At 64.2% G+C, this 19,400-nt stretch carries 14 protein-coding genes; 6 read left to right on the forward strand and 8 right to left on the reverse strand.

The window, feature by feature from the left end; translation table 11 throughout:
• Window positions 1-100: 100 nt before the first annotated feature.
• Window positions 101-7,384, reverse strand: coding sequence for a DUF5801 repeats-in-toxin domain-containing protein (locus K359_RS0117915; protein WP_029080584.1), 7,284 nt, complete (start codon window positions 7,382-7,384; stop codon window positions 101-103).
• Between the two features lie 236 nt (window positions 7,385-7,620).
• Here K359_RS0117915 and K359_RS64435 point away from each other — a divergent pair, with 236 nt between their 5' ends.
• On the forward strand, window positions 7,621-8,064 hold the full coding sequence (locus tag K359_RS64435; protein ID WP_245284649.1) for a hypothetical protein: 444 nt from the start codon (window positions 7,621-7,623) through the stop codon (window positions 8,062-8,064).
• Between the two features lie 42 nt (window positions 8,065-8,106).
• Here K359_RS64435 and K359_RS0117925 read toward each other — a convergent pair whose 3' ends face one another.
• Together K359_RS0117925 and K359_RS52280 are read right to left on the reverse strand one after the other, a co-directional pair.
• Window positions 8,107-8,661, reverse strand: coding sequence for a DUF3617 family protein (locus tag K359_RS0117925; protein WP_029080585.1), 555 nt, complete (start codon window positions 8,659-8,661; stop codon window positions 8,107-8,109).
• Between the two features lie 267 nt (window positions 8,662-8,928).
• A complete protein-coding gene (locus K359_RS52280; protein ID WP_051346184.1) occupies window positions 8,929-9,501 on the reverse strand; it encodes a DUF3617 family protein in 573 nt (190 codons plus the stop codon).
• Here K359_RS52280 and K359_RS64440 point away from each other — a divergent pair.
• The gene (locus K359_RS64440) at window positions 9,482-10,255 is read left to right on the forward strand and encodes a hypothetical protein (RefSeq protein WP_245284650.1); all 774 of its coding nucleotides are present in this window, start codon (window positions 9,482-9,484) and stop codon (window positions 10,253-10,255) included. The two genes, K359_RS52280 and K359_RS64440, sit on opposite strands and share 20 nt — an antisense overlap.
• A 65-nt stretch (window positions 10,256-10,320) precedes the next feature.
• Here the strand turns inward: K359_RS64440 and K359_RS0117940 are convergent, their stop codons facing one another.
• The 5 genes from K359_RS0117940 to K359_RS0117960 all read right to left on the reverse strand — a co-directional run bounded on the left by K359_RS0117940 (window position 10,321) and on the right by K359_RS0117960 (window position 15,166).
• Window positions 10,321-10,581 carry a hypothetical protein gene (locus tag K359_RS0117940; RefSeq protein ID WP_029080587.1) on the reverse strand — a complete coding sequence of 87 codons (261 nt, stop codon included), beginning with the start codon at window positions 10,579-10,581 and terminating at the stop codon, window positions 10,321-10,323.
• Window positions 10,582-10,675: 94 nt separating this feature from the next.
• A complete protein-coding gene (locus tag K359_RS0117945) occupies window positions 10,676-11,446 on the reverse strand; it encodes an SDR family NAD(P)-dependent oxidoreductase (protein WP_029080588.1) in 771 nt (256 codons plus the stop codon).
• Window positions 11,447-11,499: 53 nt separating this feature from the next.
• Window positions 11,500-12,297 (reverse strand): SDR family oxidoreductase, encoded by a 798-nt coding sequence (locus K359_RS0117950; RefSeq protein WP_029080589.1) that lies wholly within the window; start codon window positions 12,295-12,297, stop codon window positions 11,500-11,502.
• Window positions 12,297-13,685, reverse strand: a complete 1,389-nt coding sequence (locus tag K359_RS0117955; RefSeq protein WP_029080590.1) for a transaminase — start codon at window positions 13,683-13,685, stop codon at window positions 12,297-12,299. Before K359_RS0117955 ends, K359_RS0117950 begins: the two co-directional genes overlap by 1 nt.
• Window positions 13,682-15,166 carry an aldehyde dehydrogenase gene (locus K359_RS0117960; protein WP_084518434.1) on the reverse strand — a complete coding sequence of 495 codons (1,485 nt, stop codon included), beginning with the start codon at window positions 15,164-15,166 and terminating at the stop codon, window positions 13,682-13,684. The genes K359_RS0117955 and K359_RS0117960 overlap by 4 nt, the downstream gene beginning before the upstream one ends.
• 215 nt (window positions 15,167-15,381) lie before the next feature.
• On the opposite strand from K359_RS0117960, the gene K359_RS0117965 reads away from it, so the two are divergent.
• From K359_RS0117965 to K359_RS0117980, 4 genes are all read left to right on the forward strand, one after another.
• The gene (locus tag K359_RS0117965) at window positions 15,382-16,644 is read left to right on the forward strand and encodes a Tm-1-like ATP-binding domain-containing protein (RefSeq protein ID WP_029080592.1); all 1,263 of its coding nucleotides are present in this window, start codon (window positions 15,382-15,384) and stop codon (window positions 16,642-16,644) included.
• Window positions 16,641-17,306 (forward strand): HAD family hydrolase, encoded by a 666-nt coding sequence (locus K359_RS0117970; protein WP_029080593.1) that lies wholly within the window; start codon window positions 16,641-16,643, stop codon window positions 17,304-17,306. The genes K359_RS0117965 and K359_RS0117970 overlap by 4 nt, the downstream gene beginning before the upstream one ends.
• A 120-nt stretch (window positions 17,307-17,426) precedes the next feature.
• The gene (locus tag K359_RS0117975; RefSeq protein WP_029080594.1) at window positions 17,427-18,779 is read left to right on the forward strand and encodes an aminotransferase class III-fold pyridoxal phosphate-dependent enzyme; all 1,353 of its coding nucleotides are present in this window, start codon (window positions 17,427-17,429) and stop codon (window positions 18,777-18,779) included.
• A gap of 244 nt (window positions 18,780-19,023) precedes the next feature.
• Window positions 19,024-19,323, forward strand: a complete 300-nt coding sequence (locus tag K359_RS0117980) for a hypothetical protein (protein ID WP_029080595.1) — start codon at window positions 19,024-19,026, stop codon at window positions 19,321-19,323.
• The last annotated feature ends 77 nt before the right edge of the window (window positions 19,324-19,400 follow it).

Consider the following 19,400-nt stretch of genomic DNA (forward strand, 5'->3'; position numbering starts at 1 on the left):
AGTAAGGCGGGTTCAATCAAGAAAAAATCCCAAGAGGAAACCCAAAGAAAAAATCCGCGGAGTGATCTCCGCGGATTTTCGCTTTTGCTGCAAGCCCGGCCTAGAAAATATGAACGTTCGCGGCCGCCGGGACGCCGGTGCTCACGTGAGCAAGATCCACCTTGTCGGTGCCCGTGCCATTGGCCGAATACCAGAGCTCATGCGTCGTATTGTTGAAGAAGAACTTGTTCGTGCTTCCGCTCTCGTTCCAGGCGCTCGCGTTGTTCTCGGTCCCGCCGGTGGCTGCCGATGACGTGAACTGATTGGCCGCAAGGGCGTTTGAAGCGCCCGTCGGCAGGCTCAGGCCGGCCACGTCGAGAAGGATCAGGTCACCGCTGTTGAAATCACTGATGATGTCGTGGGCGCTGAAATTGATAACAAACTTGTCGTTCCCACCATTGCCAGTGAGCGTTTCACTGGTTGTTCCGGCGACAATGACATCATTGCCGGCCGTTCCGAGGATGGTCGTGCTGCCATTGATGTTGATATTGATGGTGCTCGACGCCGTGTCGCCGTCGCCATCAATCGTCGACACGTTGAAGCTCAGATCCTGGGAGACGTTCGTGGTCGACTCAACTCCGACGCCAACCAGGTCGACCTTGCCGCTGCCCGTCACGTCGGTGAACTGGACAGTGTAGAGCTGCATGCCGGCCGGCGCCGAGGGCGTCGACCACTCGGTGGCGACCGAGCTGTGCGTGGAAGGATCAAAATCACCGGATACCGTTGTGATCGAAGCGGTGTGCACCCCATCCCAATAGGAGACGACGTAGTGAATGTCGTCACCACCCTTGTAGTTCGAGAACGTATAGTTCGCGACCGTTTCGTGCGCCGGAGGATGGAACCCCGCGTTTGCGGAGGGGCTGGCGCTTGCACCGGTCGTGAAATCGAACAGCAGCTTTTCGTGGGGATCGAAATTGTTGTTGCCGACCCCCCAACCGTTGGTCGATCCGTTCACGCTGCCTTGAGTGCCGCCGGAGGCCGTGCCCGAGATAACCGCCAACTGATCGGTGCTCGATGAAAGAATCTGCTCTTGCGAGGGTCCTGAGCCAAAGGAGGTTGAGCCGCCGACATTCTGGACCGTCGTCTGCGTGAACGGCTGCAGCAACGTGAATATGTAGTGATCGGTCGAGGCATCCAGATTCAGCGTGAAGATGTCATTCGCTGCCGATGGAGCCGCACCGATATAGGCCGTCAAATTCTGTCCCGATGCGTCGATGGAGTAGTGCACGGCCTGGCCATTGAACGTCAGGCCCGCCGGCGCCGTGTCCCCGGCCAAGGTGAAGGTATATGCACCGAAACCGTCGGCGCCGGAGGTCACGGGCAGGATGCCGACGACGGACAGTCCCGCGTAGTCCGCGACGACCCCGTGCTCGATCGTGCCGAAACTCGGGCCATCATCGAGGAAGCTGATGTGCGTGCTGATGTCGGCGGTGGCTACCGCATGATCACCATCCGAGTCGGTCACCGTGACAGTCGCACCCACCTTTCCAGCCGCCAGCGAAACGATGTCGTTGGGGTTGGTGGCGTCGTTCTGGTGGAGCGAGAGGTACTCCGCCACATAGAGCCGACCGGTTGCCGGGTCGATGGCGATGGCAAACGCCACCATGCCGGTCAGGCTCGGGTTGGCGATGTCGGTGCCGACCGTGCCGATAATCCGGCCACTGCCATCGAGCGACAGCGTGATGGCGGTGCCGTCCGTCAAGGTCAGCCCAGACGCGGCATTGAGCACGGACAGCCCGTAGGTCGTCGTTCCGGCGCCGTCGGCGCCGTAGCTGCCTCCGGCCACCGTCAGGATGCTGCTGACACCCGTGGAGGCAAAACTGAGTGCACCGTTGTCCAGCGAAGCCGCCGGCACATCAGTGTCATTGCCCTTGCTCGCGACGGTCGTAAACAGTCCGGCAACCGTGCTCGCCGCACCGTTGAACGTGATCGCGGTCGAGCCAAGGACGTCGCTTGCACCGCCGGTGGTCTGAACGCCGGGCGTTTCGTCGACACCGACTGTCGCTGCGCTCACCGCTACCGTCGGCGCCTTCGGGCCGTCGTCGCCGAACTCGATCTGGTGGCCGATGTCGATCTTGGCCGAGGCCGTGACCGTCTTGTCGCCTTCATGATCGGTCGTGAACGCACTCGCCGTCAGATCGATCAGGTTCGCCGCCAGCTGCTTCACATCGTTGATGTACGAGCCGCTATAGGTGTCGATTTGCGAGTGATCGATCGTCTCAAACTGCGTCAGCGTCACGATACCGGTCGTCAGACCGACGCTCAGCGTGAATACCGTATTGCCGGCGTTGATGCCGCCGACCGTTGCCGAAGTCGAGCCGGTCACCACGCCGGACACGCTGTCGAAATAGAGAAAAATGGTGCTGCCGGCATGGGTCAGCCCGCTGGCGCTGCCATTGGCCACGCCGGCGTGCAGGCCGAGCGCATAGTTGATCGTGGTCGCACCGGCGCCATCGGCACCGTACAGATTGGTATTGCTGATGGTGAACGCGCCGGAGAAGTTCTCCGTTGCGATCGTCTTTGACGGGTTGGTGTCGTGCGAGTCCTGGGTGCCGGTGAAGTTGCCGCCGGCCAGCCCGCCGTCGAACGTCAGCAGCACCGGCGCGGTGAACGCGGCCAGCGTCACCGTCGGGGTCTGCGGGCCGTCGTCGCCGAACTGGATCTGGTGGCCGACGTCGATCGAGGCCGACGCCGTGACCGTCTTGTCGCCTTCATGGTCCGTCGTGAACGCACTCGCCTTCAGGTCGATCAGGTTCGCCGCCAGCTGCTTCACATCGTTGATGTACGAGCCGCTGTAAGTGTTGGTCTGCGAGTGGTCGATCGACTCGAGTTGCGTCAGGGTCACGATGCCGGTGGTCAGACCGACACTCAGCGTGAACACCGTGTTGCCCGCGTTGATGCCGCCGACCGTCGCCGAGGTCGAGCCGGTCACCACACCGGTCACGCTGTCGAGATAGAGGAAGATCGTGCTGCCGGCATGGGTCAGCCCGCTGGCGCTGCCATTGGCCACGCCGGCGTGCAAACCAAGCGCGTAGTTGATCGTGGTCGCACCGGCGCCATCGGCACCGTACAGGTTGGTATTGCTGATGGTGAACGCGCCAGAGAAGTTCTCCGTCGCGATCGTCTTTGACGGGTTGGTGTCGTGCGAGTCCTGGGTACCGGTGAAGTTGCCGCCGGCCAAACCGCCGTCGAACGTCAGCAGCACTGGCTCCGGACACCCCGAGAGCGTCACCGTCGGCGCCTTCGGGCCGTCATCACCAAACTGGATCTGGTGGCCGACGTCGATCGAGGCTGACGCCGTGACCGTCTTGTCGCCTTCATGATCCGTCGTGACCGCACTCGCCTTCAGGTCGATCAGGTTCGCCGCCAGTTGCTTCACATCATTGATGTAGGAGCCGCTGTAGGTGTTGGTCTGCGAATGATCAATCGATTCGAGTTGCGTCAGCGTCACGATGCCGGTGGTCAGACCGACGCTCAGCGTGAACACCGTGTTGCCCGCGTTGATGCCGCCTGCCGTCGCCGAGGTCGAGCCGGTGATCACACCGCCGACATCGTACAGGAAGATCGTGCTGCCGGCATGGGTAAGCCCGCTGGCGCTGCCATTGGCCACGCCGCTGTGCAGCCCCAGAGTGTAGCTGATCGTGGTCGCGCCGGCGCCGTCGGCACCGTACAGATTGGTATTGCCGATCGTGAACGCGCCGGAGAAGTCCTCCGTTGCGATCGTCTTTGACGGGTTGGTGTCGTGCGAGTCCTGGGTGCCGGTGAAGTTGCCGCCGGCCAGGCCGCCGTCGAACGTCAGCAGCACTGGCTCCGGACACCCCGAGAGCGTCACCGTCGGCGCTTTCGGGCCGTCATCACCGAACTGGATCTGGTGGCCGACGTCGATCGAGGCCGAAGCCGTGACCGTCTTGTCGCCTTCATGATCCGTCGTGACCGCACTCGCCTTCAGGTCGATCAGGTTCGCCGCCAGCTGCTTCACATCGTTGATGTACGAGCCGCTGTAGGTGTCGGTCTGCGAATGATCGATCGACTCGAGTTGCGTCAGCGTCACGATGCCGGTGGTCAGACCGACGCTCAGCGTGAACACCGTGTTGCCGGCGTTGATGCCCCCCTGCGTCGCCGACGTCGAGCCGGTGATCACACCGCCGACATCGTACAGGAAGATCGTGCTGCCGGCATGGGTCAGACCGCTGGCGCTGCCGTTGGCAACGCCGGCGTGCAGGCCGAGCGCGTAGTTGATCGTGGTCGCACCGGCGCCATCGGCACCGTACAGGTTGGTATTGCTGATGGTGAACGCGCCAGAGAAGTTCTCCGTCGCGATCGTCTTTGACGGGTTGGTGTCGTGCGAGTCCTGGGTACCGGTGAAGTTGCCGCCGGCCAGGCCGCCGTCGAACGTCAGCAGCGCCGGTGCGGTGAACGCGGCAAGCGTGACCGTCGGGGTCTGCGGACCGTCATCGCCGAACTGGATCTGGTGGCCGACGTCGATCGTGGCGGAAGCCGTGACAGACTTGTCGCCCTCGCTGTCTGTGGTGAATCCGCTCGCCGTGAGGTCGACGAGGTTCGCCGCCAGCTGCTTCACATCGTTGATGTACGAGCCGTTGTAGGTATCGGTCTGCGAATGATCGATCGACTCGAGCTGCGTCAGGGTCACGACGCCGGTGGTCAGACCGACGCTCAGCGTGAACACCGTATTGCCGGCGTTGATGCCGCCCGCCGTCGCCGACGTCGAGCCGGTGATCACACCGCCGACATCGTACAGGAAGATCGCGGTGCCAGCATGGGTCAGCCCGCTGTCGACGCCGTCGGCAACGCCGGAGTGGAAGCCCAGCGTGTAGTTGATCGTGGTCGCACCGGCACCGTCGGCGCCGTACAGATTGGTATTGCCGATCGTGAAGGCGCCGGAGAAGTCCTCCGTCGCGACCGTCGCCGACGGATTGGCGTCGTGCGAGTCCTGGGTGCCGGTGAAGTTGCCGTCGGCAAGGCCGCCGTCGAACGTCAGCAGCACCGGTGCGGTGAACGCGGCCAGCGTCACCGTCGGGGTCTGCGGGCCGTCGTCGCCGAACTGGATCTGGTGGCCGATGTCAATCGAAGCCGAGACCGGGACCGTCCTGTCGCCGTCGCTGTCGGTCGTAAACGCACTCGCCGTCAGGTCGATCAGGTTCGCAGCCAGCTGCTTGACGTCATAAATATACGAGCCGTTGTAGGTGTCGGTCTGCGAGTGGTCGATCGACTCGAGCTGCGTCAGCGTCACGATGCCGGTGGTCAGACCGACGCTCAGCGTGAACACCGTGTTGCCGGCGTTGATGCCGCCTGCTGTCGCCGAGGTCGAGCCCGTGATCACACCGCCGACATCGTACAGGAAGATCGTGCTGCCGGCATGCGTCAGCCCGCTGGCGCTGCCGTCGGCAAAGCCGGTGTGGAAGCCCAGCGTGTAGTTGACGATGGTCGCGCCGGCACCGTCGGCGCCGTACAGATTGGTATTGCTGACGGTGAACACACCGGAGAAGTCCTCCGTCGCGATCGTCGCCGACGGGTTAGTGTCGTGCCAGTCCTGGAAGCCGGTGAAGTTGCCGCCGGCCAGGCCGCCGTCGAACGTCAGCAGTTCTCCCGATGACATCGACTCCGAGTCCGTCGGCGTCACCGTCACCGTCGGGGCTCGCGGACCGTCGTCGCCGAATTGGATATTGCCACCCAGATCAAGCAGCGCCGTGACTGTGGGGGACGAATCGCCGTCGCCGTCGGTAGTGACTGCACTTGCCTTCAGATCGATCAGGTTCGCGGCCAGCTGCTTGATGTCGTTGATGTAGGAGCCGCTGTAGGTGTCCGTCTGCGTATGGTCGATCGCATGCGTCTGCGTCAGCGTCACATCGCCCGCAGCGTCCACGCTCAGCGTGAACACCGTGTTGGCCGCCGTGATTCCGCCTTCCGTGAGCGCCGTCGAGCCGGTGATGATGCCGCCGTTCTCGTACAGATGGATCGCCAGGCCGCCGGACGTCAGGCCGGAAGCGCCGCCTTCGCTGAACCCGGCATGGAACTGCAGCGCATAGGTGATCGTCGTTGCGCCGCTGTCGGCACCGGCCTCGTTCAGATGGCCGAACGTGAACGCGCCGGCAAAGCTCACCGAAGCAACGGTCGGAGACGCGTTGGTGTCGTGCGAGTCCTGGGTGCCGGTGAAGTTGCCGCCGGCCAGGCCGCCATCGAACGTCAGCAGCACCGGCTCGACGCCAGACACAACCACCGTCGGATTGACCGGACCATCGTCCAGGATCGTCAGATGCGAACCGATATCGACGCTCGCGCTTGCCGTCTGGTTGTTGTTGTCAGTCACGGTGGCGGTCAGCGCGATCAGGCCCGACGCCAGCGTAATCCCTTCATTGAAGTCGCCCGGTGTTCCCTCGTGAACCGCGCGCAGATCGGTCAGCGTCACATGACCTGTGGCGTCAACCGAGACCGTGAGGACAAGATCGCCACCGACCGCCGTGCGCCCTTCCACGACGCCGGCCGCGTTCACCGTCAGCAGGACGTGCTGACCGGTCGCGGTATCGATCAGACCGGAATCCTCGTTCGGCGACGTGACCGACAGCGCATAGGTCAGCGACTGCTGGCCGCCGGGCGTCGTGACGTCAAACGACACCTGCACAGTTGCGACCGTTGCCCCTGCGGGGCCCAATCCCGAACCGGCAACGCCATGATTGGTCGCCGCGGTCAGGAAGCTCTCATCGACGGTCAGCGACGGCACGGAGCCGCCGGAAATGGTGGGAGGCGAAATGGTGGAAGGCGTAGTGGGTTCGTTGGCCAGGGGCTGGAAGCTGGGCGGCTGCGTGCCCGTCGGCTGCCCGCCGGGCGCCGAAAGCGGCAACTCTTCCTGCGGCGCCAATACATTGAGAGGCGGGGGAGCCAGCGGATCAACCGCGAACGGCCTGAAGTCCGCACCGCTCGCCTGCGCGTTGCCGTTCGAGTTGCCGCCATTGTCGGCGGCCGGCAACACGGAGGTGTCCGTGCTGATCGGAAACAGACTCGTAAATTCCTGGACCGAGATGTCGCGACCGGGTGCCGTCTCGATCGTGATGTTGCCCTGTCCATCGGCACGGGAGTCGAAGAACGGCTCGACCGTGACCGTCGACTGGTTGTCGAACAGGATGATCAGCTTTTCGCCGACATGGATCAGCGTGATCTTTTCGTTGGCGATCGACGTGAAATCGACCTTCGCCTTCTGGTCGTATCCAAGATTGATGACGACCGCCTGATCGGTCAGTGGCTTCGTCAGCTTGTAAATACGGATGGGAGCCGAATTGGTGGAATTGCCGGTGCCCGTAGCCTGAGCGACCTGAAACGAACCCTGCATTATCAACCCCGCAAAAATGCGATTAGTAGAAAAATTGTAGAAAAATTGAGTTTTAGGCTATTGTTAACCCTCCCCCCGGTCAAGAAATGTATTTGGTTAATCAATGCTTTCCGTTGGAGTGTGGTAAAGATCCGACATGCCGGAGCTGCAAGAACAACGGCTTAGCCGGTTTGACTTGGCCGAAAGGCAGTATTTGCCCGGCCCTGTTCGTCCTTGCCGGCGATTTGGAGCGGTCGATGCGGGTGATTCTTCTTCAGGCTTGTGCCGCTGTCTTGATTTGGGGCTGTTTCGGCGCGGCGGCCGCGCAAGCCCCCGCACAACCGTTCCCGCAGGAGACCACGGTCGAACGCCAGGTTCGGGCCCTGGCCAACCGCGACACCCAGATTGGCCTCTATCTCAACGTGCTGCCTGATTGCACGTCGGGGCCGCTGCCGACCATCCGCCTGGTCACTCCGCCGGCTGCCGGAAAAGTCGTGGTGAAGTCGGCGAAGGCGAAAGCCACCAACTACAAGGCCTGCCTCGCGCTCGAGGTGCCCGCCTATGTCGCCTTCTACAAGGCGCCGCCGGAATTCCTCGGCGATGACGCCCTGACCATCGAGGTCAAGTATCAGGGCGGCCGAACCGAAATTCAGAAGATCACCGTCAAGGTCAGTGCGCCAGGCGGGCAACAGAAGATCTGATGGTGCAGCGGGCGATCTGATGCCCGGCTCGCGCTGACCGCCTTAGAGCGGCTCGCCCTCGGCTCCATCCTGCTGCAGCGGCAGCTCGCCCGGCTCGGCGGCCGGCCGGCCAAGCGACGCCCGGTCCTCGTGGCAATCGCTGATCCGGCGGGCAACCACCCGGTCGGTCCGCGGCGCCTGACCAACGTTGGTCTTGTTGACCTCGGTATAGGCCTCGTCGCTGAGAACCGTGATGACGGTGCTGACCGGCCCCAGATAGTCGCATCGGTTGGAGAAGACGTATTTGTTGTTGATCTTCTCCGGCCGCGACGAGTGGCAATTTCCAACCGACGGAGATGAGAAGGTCGCCTTCATCGCCTGGGTTGGATCGACACAGCGCGTCATCTCGCGCTCGAGCAGCTTTTGCCGGACGTTCGAGGACGTGGCGATCTCCAGCGTCCGCACGAAGCGCCACATCCCTTTTCGGAAGGTCGGCCCGCTGAATCCCTCCTCCGCCACGGCGCTCGGGGAGGCAAGCACGAACACGGAAAGCGCGGTCACGACGCCAAGCGTGCATGCGAAGACCTTCGACGGCCCGAAGCCCTCACGCGATGTCATTTGTTGAGTCCCTGTCGGCCGCACGATGCGGATCGCGTGACTTCACTTGAAGCACGCCCAACCTCACATCATCCAGGAGCATTTCGTGTTAAGACCCCGTAAATCCTTAGCCTTTGCTCAAAGCTCTCCCGCGCTCTTGCACCAAACACGGTGAATGCCGGGTTGCTTTCAGGCCGAGGCAACTTCGGCTCGAAAAGAATCGCCGCGTCTACGCGGTTGTGGACAAATGGACGTCTCGTCAGCCGCTACCCGCCGTCTGATTGCTAGCTAGTGCTGCAAAGCCGCCGCGGCAGACTTATCAGACTTGGCCTCAGATTTGGCCGCGCTAGCATCGTCGCAATCGCCAATCCTCGTCGCGACCACCATGTCGGTCCTGGGGTGCTCGCCGGTGCTGACCTCGTTCAGCTCGGTATAGGCCTCGTCGCTACGCACGGTAATGACGGTGCTGACCGTGCCCATGTAATCGCAGCGGTGCCCGAAGGTGTATTGATTGCCGACCTTCTCCGGCTTGTCCGAAACGCAGCTTCCGACCGGTCCTGACGCAAAGGTCGCCTTCATGGCGTGGGTCGGGTCGACACAGCGCGTGGTTTCCGCGTTGACCACCCGATACTTGAAGTTCTTGTTGGCGGTCTTGGCGACATCGAGCGTCCGCACGAAGCGCCACAGGCCCCTGCGGAAGCTCGGGCCGGAAAAGGATTGATCGCCCTCGCCGGGCTGCGCCGCCGCTGCCCTGCCGTTCGCCGGTGGAGGCGACGGCGTCTGTGCATGCGCCATCAGGGACGGCACCGAGACGATCATTGCGATGAGGAGCGAACGTGCAATGCCACCACGGAAGTTCATTCCCACCCCCGAAGTTCGTCCGAATGCATTCGTGATGCGGTCCGGTCAGCGCGTCGACGCAGTCCCCGGAACACGGCTCAATACGTCACATCACTTGCAGCCAATTGTGGCCAGTAAAAGCACGTTAACGCTGTCCGATGGCTCCCTCGCCGAATTCAGACTCACTGCAGCAAGCCTGCAACACCTGACGCCTCGCTCCCGCGGCGCCAAGCCTGCCCTCATCGTTCCGGGCGCAACACCAGGCCGCAAAGCGCACGGACGAGCGAAGAACGGGCTGGACGAGCGCGGGACCGGTTTGACCTCTGAGGGTTTTTTTGCTCATTTGGCGTCAGATATTCTTCTCAATTTACTTAGCCTATCGCTGGACGAGGGGGCACTGATGCGTATTCGGTTTTGCTACGCGGTCGCAGGCATCTTGGCTTTGAGTGCAGCGCTATCGGGCAATTCGGGGCCTGCGGCTGCCGCGGACCTCGGCCTGATCACGAAGGCACCGGTCGGCAGCTGCACGGAGATCGTCTTCACCTGCGAGAACGGCCATCAATATCCGCTGTGCCCGCGCGCCGTGTCGGTCGAGGGTGAAGTGGTCACGGCCTCCTTGCTCACCGGCCGTGGCGGCGTCCATGTGCGGCACGTGCCGATGGGGGTCGGTTATCGCTATGCCGGTCGCGGCATCTGGCTGGACGGCTTCCGGGAAAACGCGCTGCTCAACTTCGGCAAGCACCACCAGGTGGCCTGCACCATCGCGCACTCATAAGTGCACGCGCTCCGCGTGGCACCTGATGGCGTGACGCGGAGCTCACGGCGCAACGAGGCTGATCCTCACCCCTTGGTGCGAAGCACGGCGCGCGACGATCGCGAGAACATGTAAGCCTTGGGATAGATGTAGACCGGGCAGCGATCCTGCCACTGGTACAGCTGCCAATTCCATTTCCAGCAGCCCGATTCGATCTGAGGGTCCTGCACGTAATCCAGCCGGTACGGCGGATCGCCAAACGGATAGTCGCCGGATCGCGCCGCCGTCGACGACAGAACGACCATTGAAGCGGCTGCGGCAATGATCACGGAAAATGACTTTTGCATAACGCCCTCGATCGAATGACGTGACGGCGCGAGACTGCCAAATCCGCCGATTCATAGCAAGGTGCCGCCTGCCCGCGACAAGCCGCGCGATGTTCTAGACTGCGCGGTTCTGCGTCGGCGAGCGGCCGCCGCCATCGGCGACCAGCACCGCCCCGGTCACGAACGACGCCTCGTCGGAGGCGAGGAACAGGCAGCACGCGGCGATCTCGGCGGGCTCGGCCATCCGCCCCAGCGCGATGCGCCGTTCGACGCCGCGGAACTCGGCATCGGCGGTGGTGCCGTTCTGGTCCGCAAGCAGCTGCATCTCATAGGCGCTCATCGGCGTCCGCACCCAGCCCGGCGCCACGGCATTGGCGCGGATGCCGTCGGCGCCGTGCGCGTAGGCCAGCGAGCGCGTATAGGCGACGACAGCCGCCTTGCTGGCAGCGTAACTTGCGCTATCCGGGCTGGCATTGAACGCGGCAACGGAGGCGATGTTGACGATCGCTCCGCCGCGCTGCCGGAGCAGCGGCAGCGATGCGCGACAGACCCGCATGGTCCCCGTGAGGTTGACGTCGAGCGTCCTGGCCCAGACCTCGTCGGAGACGCTTGCGGGCTGATCCGGCACGATCAGGCCCGCGGCATTGACGACGATGTCGAGCCACGCGCCGCAGGCGGCGACGGCCCTGGCAATGTCGTCCGGCCGGGTGACGTCGCCATGGATCGCCTGCCCTCCGCACTCGGCCGCAGCGGCCTTAAGCTCGGCGTCGCCGAGGCCGAACAACACGACGCGCGCGCCGCTCAACGCCAGCAGCGCCGCCGTGGCCCGGCCGATCCCCGTGGCCGCGCCGGTCACCAGCGCCGTCTTTCCTTCCAGCCGCGGCATCAGAGCATGATCCGGGAAAGTGGAAGCCGGTTTTCCGAAAAGATCATGCTCATCTAGAGTCCCCACTGCCGCTCGACGGCAAATCCGGTCTCCGGCAGCGTCGAGCCGCCGTCGACGACGATGGTCTGCCCGGTGACATATTTGGCCTCAGCGGAAGCGAGATAGAGCATCGCGCACGCGATGTCGTCGGCACTGCCCATGTGTCCCATCGGAATGAAGCGTTCGAGCTTCGCCTTGTTCTCCGGCGCGCTCATGGTGCCGCGGCCCGGCTTTTCGATGAAGCCGGCCTCGACGCCATTGACCGTGATGCCGTCGCGCGCCAGCTCGAACGCAGCACCGCGGGTGAACGCGTTGACGCCGGCCTTCGCCGCCGAGTAATGCGCACCGCCGCCCATCGCGACGCGCGCCGACACCGACGATGTGACGAGGATGCGCCCGAATCCGATCGCGCGCATATGCGGAATCGCGGCCTGCGCGAGCCAGATGCTGGCGTTCAGATTCAGCGCCAGCGTCTCGTCGAGCTTCGCTTCATCGAGCTCCTCAAGCGAGGCCCACGGACAGCCGCCGGCATTGTGCACGACGATGTCGAGCCGGCCATACTGGGCCGCGACGCCGTCGACCATTGTGCGCAAGCTAACCCGGTCGAGCCTGTCGAACGGGACGCAATGCGCCGCCCGTCCAGCAGCCGCCAGCTCGCGCGCCAGCGCCTCGGCCACCTCAATCGTCCGGTTGGCGATCACCACGGTCGCACCGGCCTGCGCGAGCCGCGTCACGATGGCGGCGCCGATCCCGCGGCCGCCACCGGTGACGATGGCGACCCGGCCGTCGAGATTGAAGGGAAGCGCCTGCATCAGATTGCTCCCGTGCCTCGCAGCAGATCGATGAACCGCGCGAAGGCCGCCGTGTGCCTGTCGACATCCCGCGCCGACGTCGCCGGACACATCAGCAGCATGGTGTGGAACGGCGTGACCAGAATGCCTTCGTTCATGTAGAACGCATGCAGCAAGGTCTCGAGATCGGGCTGCCGACCTGCAATGACGTCGGCGCCGCTGCGCGGCGGCCGCGGCATGAACATGATCTCGGCGCGCGCGCCGATCTGGGTGACGTGCCAGAGCAGACCGGCGGCCTCGATCAGCCCGCGGGCTTCCTGCGCAAGCCAGGTCGCAGTTCCGATCATCCGCTCGTAATTCGCAGGCGTCAGCACCTTCTCCAGCACCGCGCGCATGGTCGCAACCGTCAGCGCGTTGCCGGCGAGCGTGCCGCCGAATCCAAGATGCGCGGACTGCCGCTCGCGCGGATTGACGTGCGGGACAATCTTCCAGAGGCGTTCGGCGATGTCCTGGCTAAGACCGAACACGCCGGCGGGGATGCCCCCCGCGATCGCCTTGCCGGCGACGAAGATGTCGGGCTCGAGCCCGTGGCTCTCGGTATAGCCGCCCGGTCCGCAGGACAGCGTGTGCGTCTCGTCGATGATCAGGATGGTGCCGGCGCGGCGGGTCAGGTCGCGCAATGCGCTGTGAAAACCAGGATCGACCGGGATCATGCCGAAATTCGTCATCAGCGGCTCGGTCAGCACGCAGGCGATATCGCCTTGCGCAAGCGCCGCCTCCAGCGCAGCGACATCGTTGAACTCGACGACCCGGCTCACGGCGTCATGATCGATGCCGTTGGGGTGGATCATGTTGCGCAAGCCGACGCGGCCGTTGCGGATCTCGACATGCGCCTCTTCGACGCCACCATGGTAGCAGCCGGAGAACACCAGCACCTTGCGCCGGCCGGTGATCATGCGGGCGATGCGGATCGCGGCACGGTTGGCGTCGGTCGCCGACGTCGTCAATGTCCAGTATTTCGGACCGAAGCGGCGCGACAGCTCCTCTCCGACCCAGAGGCTGTCCTCGGTCGGCAGCATCATGGTTGCGCCACGCTTGAGCTGAGCCAGCGCGGCCTCGGTCACCGCCTCCGGCGCGTGCCCGCACATGCCGCCGGTGTCGCCGAGGCAGAAATCGACGTAGTCGCGGCCGTCGATGTCCCTGACATGCGCGCCCTGCGCCTCGTCGGCATAAACAGGAAAACCGCCGGCCCAGCGCCGCATCCAGTGCGACGGGCCACCATAGAGATAGTGTTGCCTGCCTTGCTGCCAGGCCGCCGCCGATCGCGGATGCAGCGCCCGGAAGCGCTCCTGCTCGGCATCGAGCAATCGGTTCAGAACGCCGCTGCGCTCAGTAGTTGCAGTTGTCATAGCGCGATCCAGGCGGTCTTGAGGTCGGCATAGGCGTCGAGCGCGTGCAGCGACTTGTCACGTCCGAAGCCGGATTGCTTGAAGCCGCCGAGCGGCACCGTGATGTCGGCGCCGCCATAGGTGTTGACATGCACGACGCCGGCCTTGATGGCGCGCACCATGCGATGCGCCGTTGATAGCGCGCCGGTCCACACCGCCGACGCCAGCCCATAGGGCGTCGCATTGGCGAGCGTGATGGCATCGTCCTCGCCGTCGAACCGCGTGACCGATAGCACCGGACCGAACACCTCCTCGCGCCAGACCTCCATCGACGGCGTCACCTCGGCAAGGATCGCAGGCGCCATGAAGTTGCCGCCGCTCTCGGCGCGGATCTGCTCGCCGCCAATCAGCCGCTTCGCGCCCTGCTGTTCCGCGCGGGCAACGGCATCCAGGTTCTTGCGCAACTGCACCTTGCTCGCGACAGCACCGATATCCGAGGTCAGTTCGAGGGGATTGCCGACCCTGAGCTTCGTGGTGGCGGCGAGCAGCTCGTCCATGAAACGATCGTAGATCGAGGACTGCACCAGCAGCCGCGAGCCGGCCACGCAGACCTGGCCCGAGTTGCGGAAGATGCCGTTCGCCGAGACCTTGGCCGCATGCTTGATGTCGGGCACATCGGCAAAGACAATGTTGGGCGACTTGCCACCAAGCTCGAGATGGACCCGCTTCAGGTTCGAGCGCGCCGAGCATTCCAGCAGGCGGCGGCCGACCGGCCCTGAGCCAGTGAAGGCGAGCACATCGACATCCATATGCAGCGCGAGCGCCTCGCCGGCCGATGCGCCGCGGCCGGTGACGATGTTCAGCACGCCGTCCGGCAACCCCGCCTCCGTCGCGAGCTCGGCAAGCCGCAACAGCGTGAGCGATGCAAGCTCCGGCGGCTTGACCACGACCGAGTTTCCGGCGGCGAGCGCCGGGCCGATCTTCCACGCCCCGATCATCAGCGGGAAATTCCACGGCACGATCACACCGACGACGCCGAGCGGCTCGCGATGCACCAGCCCGAGGACGTCAGCAGAGGTCGGCGCGATCTCGCCATAGACCTTGTCGATCGCCTCGGCGTAGTAGCGGATGGTGCCGGCCGCCGACAGCGGTTCGGCCTTGTAGGCCATGCCGATCTCGGTACCGTTGTCGCGCACGCCGAGCACCGCGATCTCGAGCGCGTGCTGCTCGATCAGATCGGCGAAGCGCAGCAGCACTTTCTTGCGTTGCGCCGGCGCCGCGCGCGACCATGCTCCCTGCTCGAACGCATCCCGGGCGCGTTTCACCGCGCGGTCGATATCGGCTGGATCGCCATCGGCGATCGTGGTCAGCATCTGGCCATCGATCGGCGACACGACATCGAGCCGTGCCTCGCTGAGCGCCGGCATCGGCCGGCCGCCGATAAAGAGGTGCTGGGCCGGAATGGCGGCCGACCGTAGTCGATCGATCTGGGCTTGCTGCATGCTACTCATTTGTGGTGACCGGAGCGGCCCCTCGGCGGACCTGCTCACATGACGCAATCCTCGCCAAATCAAGGCTTTGCCAGCAATCAACCGATAGGTGGATGTCACGGCAGGCGCCGTCCCCATAGCGTGATCGCACGATGGCCGAGCGCTCCGCCTGCGCTATGCAAACCGGTTGTCACCCTCCCTACCGCCTGCCGGCGAGCCGAAGGTCCATGTCCGAGATTACGCAGCCCCGCATTCTCCTGATCGGTACTGGAGACACCAAGGCCGACGAACTGCTGTTCATGAGCGAGTGCATCGCGCGTGCCGGTGGCCGAACCATCATGATGGACATCAGCGTGCTCGGCGATCCGCCGTACCAGGTGGCGCATAACAAGCATGCGGTGGCCGCCGCCGCAGAGACCACGATCGCGGCGATCGCCTCCAGCGGCGACGAGAACTCCGCGATGTCCCTGATGGCGGTCGGCGCCGCCAATCTGGCCCGCGAGCTCGCAGACCGCGACGCCATCGACGGCGTGATCGCAATCGGCGGCACGATGGGAACCGACCTTGCGCTCGACGTCGCGCAGGCGCTGCCGCTCGGCCTGCCGAAACTGATCGTCTCGACCGTCGCCTTCTCGCATCTGATCCCGCCCGAGCGCGTCGCCGCCGATCTCATGATGATCCTGTGGGCCGGCGGCCTCTACGGCCTCAACGGCACCTGCACCGCCGTGCTGTCGCAAGCCTGCGGCGCGATCGTCGGCGCGGCGAAAAGCGCGATCAGACCGCGCCGGGACCGGCCGGTCGTTGCGATCACATCGCTTGGCAAGAGCTGCCTGCGCTACATGGTCGAGCTCAAGCCGCAGCTCGAACGGCGCGGCTATGAGGTGGTCGTGTTCCACACCACCGGCATGGGCGGCCGCGCCATGGAATCGATCGCCGCGCAGCGCGGCTTCGCCGCGGTGCTGGACCTCAGTCTGCAGGAGGTCGCCAACCAGCTGACCGGCTCGGTGGTCAATTCCGGGGCTGACAGGCTGGAGAACGCGGGCAGAGCCGGCATTCCGCAGATCGTCGCACCAGGGGCGATCGACATGGTGGATTTCCCGGCATGGCTTGGCGTCCCGGACGAACTGTCGGATCGTCCGTTCCACGCCCACAACCGGCTGCTCGCGTCGGCGACGTCGGGGTCCGCCGATCGCCGCCGCATCGCACAGGCGATTGCCGAAAAGCTGTCCCGCGCCAGCGCACCGGTTGCCTTCGTGTTGCCGGCCGGCGGCATCCAGCAATGGGACCGCGAAGGCGAAGCCTTGCACGATCCGGATGCCCTCGCCGCCTTTGTCGATGCGATGCGCTCGGCGGTCGCGGCACCGGTCGAGCTGCACGAGATCAAGGACCACATCAACAGCGCGGCGTTCAATGAAACCGTGCTCGGCATCTTCGACCGCTGGGTCGCGGCCGGCATTGTCCCACCCGGCCGCACCACGGTTGCCGCATGAGCCGGCCGCTCGCCCAGGCGCTGGTGCTCGACTTCGGCGGTGTGATCTCAAAAACCCTGTTCGAGACCCATGACCTGACCGAGCGTGCGCTCGGGCTCGCACCCTGCACGCTGAAATGGCTCGGACCATTCGCGCCCGACAGCGATCCGCTCTGGACGTCCATGCAGCATGGCGAGATTTCGGAACGCGACTACTGGCTGACCCGCAGCCGCGAGGTCGGCCGCATGCTCGGTGAAGACTGGCGCGACATGGAAACCTTCGTGAAACGTGCGCGCGGCGCCGATCCCGACACCGTGATCCGCACCGAGGCGGCGCGTGCGATCGACATCGCCGCCGGCGCCGGATTCCGGCTCGCCATCCTCTCGAACGAGCTCGACCTGTTCTACGGCGAGGATTTTCGCAGCCGTCTTTCCATCCTCGAGCGCTTCGACACCATCGTCGACGCCACCCATACCGGGATCCTGAAACCCGACCCGCGCGCCTACCAAAGCGTGCTGGACGAATTGGCGCTAGCGGCAGAAGATTGCGTTTTCGTCGACGACCAGCGCCGCAACATCACGGGCGCCGCCGCGTGCAACATGCGCACCGTGCTGTTCGACGTGCGCAGCCCCGCCGCGTCCTACAGCGAGGCGCTGCGGCATTTCGGGCTGCAATTCGAGTAAAGCGTCTTCGAGCGAAGTGGGGTACCGGTTCGCGTGAAGAAAACGCGTCAAGACTAGAATCTGGAGCCCCGTTCCGATTCCATCGGAACGAAAAAGGCTCTAGCCGGACAGAGAGCGATCATGCGCGACAGAAACTTCCTGGTTGAGAACAACGCCAAGCCGATCTGGCACCCGATGGCCCATCCCGCCGAGATGCGGACGCAGCCGCCGCGGATCGTGATGAAGGGCGAAGGCGTCGAGGTCACCGATATCGACGGCAAGACCGTGATCGATGCGGTCGGCGGCCTGTGGAACGTCAATCTCGGCTACAGCTGCGATCCGATCAAGCAGGCGATATCAGACCAACTCAGCGCCCTGCCGTATTATTCGGGCTTCCGCGGCACCTCGAGCGGTCCCGCGATCGAGCTCGCCTACGAGCTCACCGAATGGTTCAAACCGGAGGGCATGGTCCGCGCCTTCTTCACCTCGGGTGGATCGGACTCGGTCGAGACGGCGCTGCGGCTTGCGCGGCAGTACTGGAAGATCAAGGGCCAGGCCGACCGCACCAAGTTCCTGGCACTGAAGAAGGGCTATCACGGCACCCATTTCGGCGGCGCCTCCGTCAACGGCAATGCCAATTTCCGCCGCAACTATGAGCCGATGCTGCCGGGCGTGTTCCACATTCCCGCGCCGTCGACCTACCGCAATCCCTTCAACGAGACCGATCCTGCCAAACTCGCGCAGCTCTGTGCGGCGGCGATGGAGGAGGAGATCGCATTCCAGGGCGCCGACACCATCGCCGCCTTCATCATGGAGCCGGTGCTCGGCGCCGGCGGCGTGATCGTGCCGCCGGACAGCTTCATGAAGCTGGCGCGCGAGATCTGCGACCGTCACGGCATCCTGATGATCGCGGACGAGGTCGTCACCGGCTTCGGGCGTACCGGCGCGTGGTCGGGCTCGCGACTGTGGGGCGTGAAGCCTGACATGATGACGATGGCCAAGGCGATCACTTCAGGCTATTTCCCGCTCGGCGCGACCTTGATCGGCGAGCAGATCGCGGAGACCTTCGAGGCCGACACCACTACATTCGGCTCGATCGGCCATGGCTACACCTATTCGGGCCATCCGGTCGGCTGCGCCGCGGGCCTTGCGGCACTGGCCGAGACCCGCCGTCTCAGACTCGACGAGAATGCCGCCGCGCGCGGCGAGGACCTTGCACGGGCGCTTGCAGCGCTCAAGGCCAAACATCCGCTGGTCGGCGACGTCAGAGGCAAGGGCCTGATGGCCGCGCTCGAGCTGGTGGCCGATAGCGACAGCAAGAAGCCCGCGGACAAGAAGACAATGGCGAAGGTCGCCGACAGCGCCTACGAGGCCGGCGTGATGCTGCGCGTCTCCGGCAACAACCTCATCCTGTCGCCGCCCCTGATCCTCACCACAGCGGACGTGAGGCGGATCGCCGAAGGGATCGACGCCGGCCTCTCGGCTGCCGGCTGAGACCGCGTGTGATACGATTGGGATGCATTGCTTCCGCAAGGACGGCTGCACCCATTACCCGCAGCTTCAATCCGTCGCATGCGAGCCCATCCTCCGAGATACGGCAGTGTCGCTGTCGCTTGCGAACCTGAACCAAAATCAATCGATGAAGACAAACCTTTATCGAGATTGCGTTGAGGTTTGCTCCCCAAAGGTCGCTCGATACATGCCTCTTGGTCATTTTACATTACTATGGAGGTAGTCCATGCCGATCGTGCAATTTACTCGTTTTAAAACCGACAAGCCTGACGAGATGACCCAGATTGTTAGGCGGGCGAAGAAAATCTTCGAAAAACACGGTGCTGAATTTCTTCGGCTGTCCCGTTTCCACACTGGCGCGTGGGCGGGAGAGTTACTGGTTACGACGCGCTACTCCAGTTGGGAAGTTTACGGCAAGGTGCAGGAGGCCGTGGCAAAGGACCCGGAGTTCGCGCAGGTGCAGGCCGAGGGGATGAAGATTGCCGAACTACAGGGCCGTAACATCGCTGTTGGCATCGATCTCTAGTCGGGGCGCTGCCTAACGAACGCGTTAAGCGCAGAGGCCGCCGGACATATTGCCTGCGGCCTTCTTTCCATTAGATG

The sequence above is a fragment of the Bradyrhizobium sp. th-b2 genome (assembly GCF_000426785.1).
Lineage (GTDB): Bacteria > Pseudomonadota > Alphaproteobacteria > Rhizobiales > Xanthobacteraceae > Bradyrhizobium > Bradyrhizobium septentrionale.

Bases quoted from the DNA above. Each gene is read 5' to 3' on its own strand.
- K359_RS64435 (WP_245284649.1), top strand. From the start codon at position 7,621: ATGCGGGTGATTCTTCTTCAGGCTTGTGCCGCTGTCTTGATTTGGGGC.
- K359_RS64440 (WP_245284650.1), top strand. From the start codon at position 9,482: ATGCCACCACGGAAGTTCATTCCCACCCCCGAAGTTCGTCCGAATGCA.
- K359_RS0117980 (WP_029080595.1), top strand. From the start codon at position 19,024: ATGCCGATCGTGCAATTTACTCGTTTTAAAACCGACAAGCCTGACGAG.
- K359_RS0117970 (WP_029080593.1), top strand. From the start codon at position 16,641: ATGAGCCGGCCGCTCGCCCAGGCGCTGGTGCTCGACTTCGGCGGTGTG.
- K359_RS0117940 (WP_029080587.1), bottom strand. From the start codon at position 10,581: ATGCAAAAGTCATTTTCCGTGATCATTGCCGCAGCCGCTTCAATGGTC.
- K359_RS52280 (WP_051346184.1), bottom strand. From the start codon at position 9,501: ATGAACTTCCGTGGTGGCATTGCACGTTCGCTCCTCATCGCAATGATC.
- K359_RS0117960 (WP_084518434.1), bottom strand. From the start codon at position 15,166: ATGCAGCAAGCCCAGATCGATCGACTACGGTCGGCCGCCATTCCGGCC.
- K359_RS0117950 (WP_029080589.1), bottom strand. From the start codon at position 12,297: ATGCAGGCGCTTCCCTTCAATCTCGACGGCCGGGTCGCCATCGTCACC.
- K359_RS0117965 (WP_029080592.1), top strand. From the start codon at position 15,382: ATGTCCGAGATTACGCAGCCCCGCATTCTCCTGATCGGTACTGGAGAC.
- K359_RS0117925 (WP_029080585.1), bottom strand. From the start codon at position 8,661: ATGACATCGCGTGAGGGCTTCGGGCCGTCGAAGGTCTTCGCATGCACG.
- K359_RS0117945 (WP_029080588.1), bottom strand. From the start codon at position 11,446: ATGCCGCGGCTGGAAGGAAAGACGGCGCTGGTGACCGGCGCGGCCACG.
- K359_RS0117975 (WP_029080594.1), top strand. From the start codon at position 17,427: ATGCGCGACAGAAACTTCCTGGTTGAGAACAACGCCAAGCCGATCTGG.
- K359_RS0117955 (WP_029080590.1), bottom strand. From the start codon at position 13,685: ATGACAACTGCAACTACTGAGCGCAGCGGCGTTCTGAACCGATTGCTC.
- K359_RS0117915 (WP_029080584.1), bottom strand. From the start codon at position 7,384: ATGCAGGGTTCGTTTCAGGTCGCTCAGGCTACGGGCACCGGCAATTCC.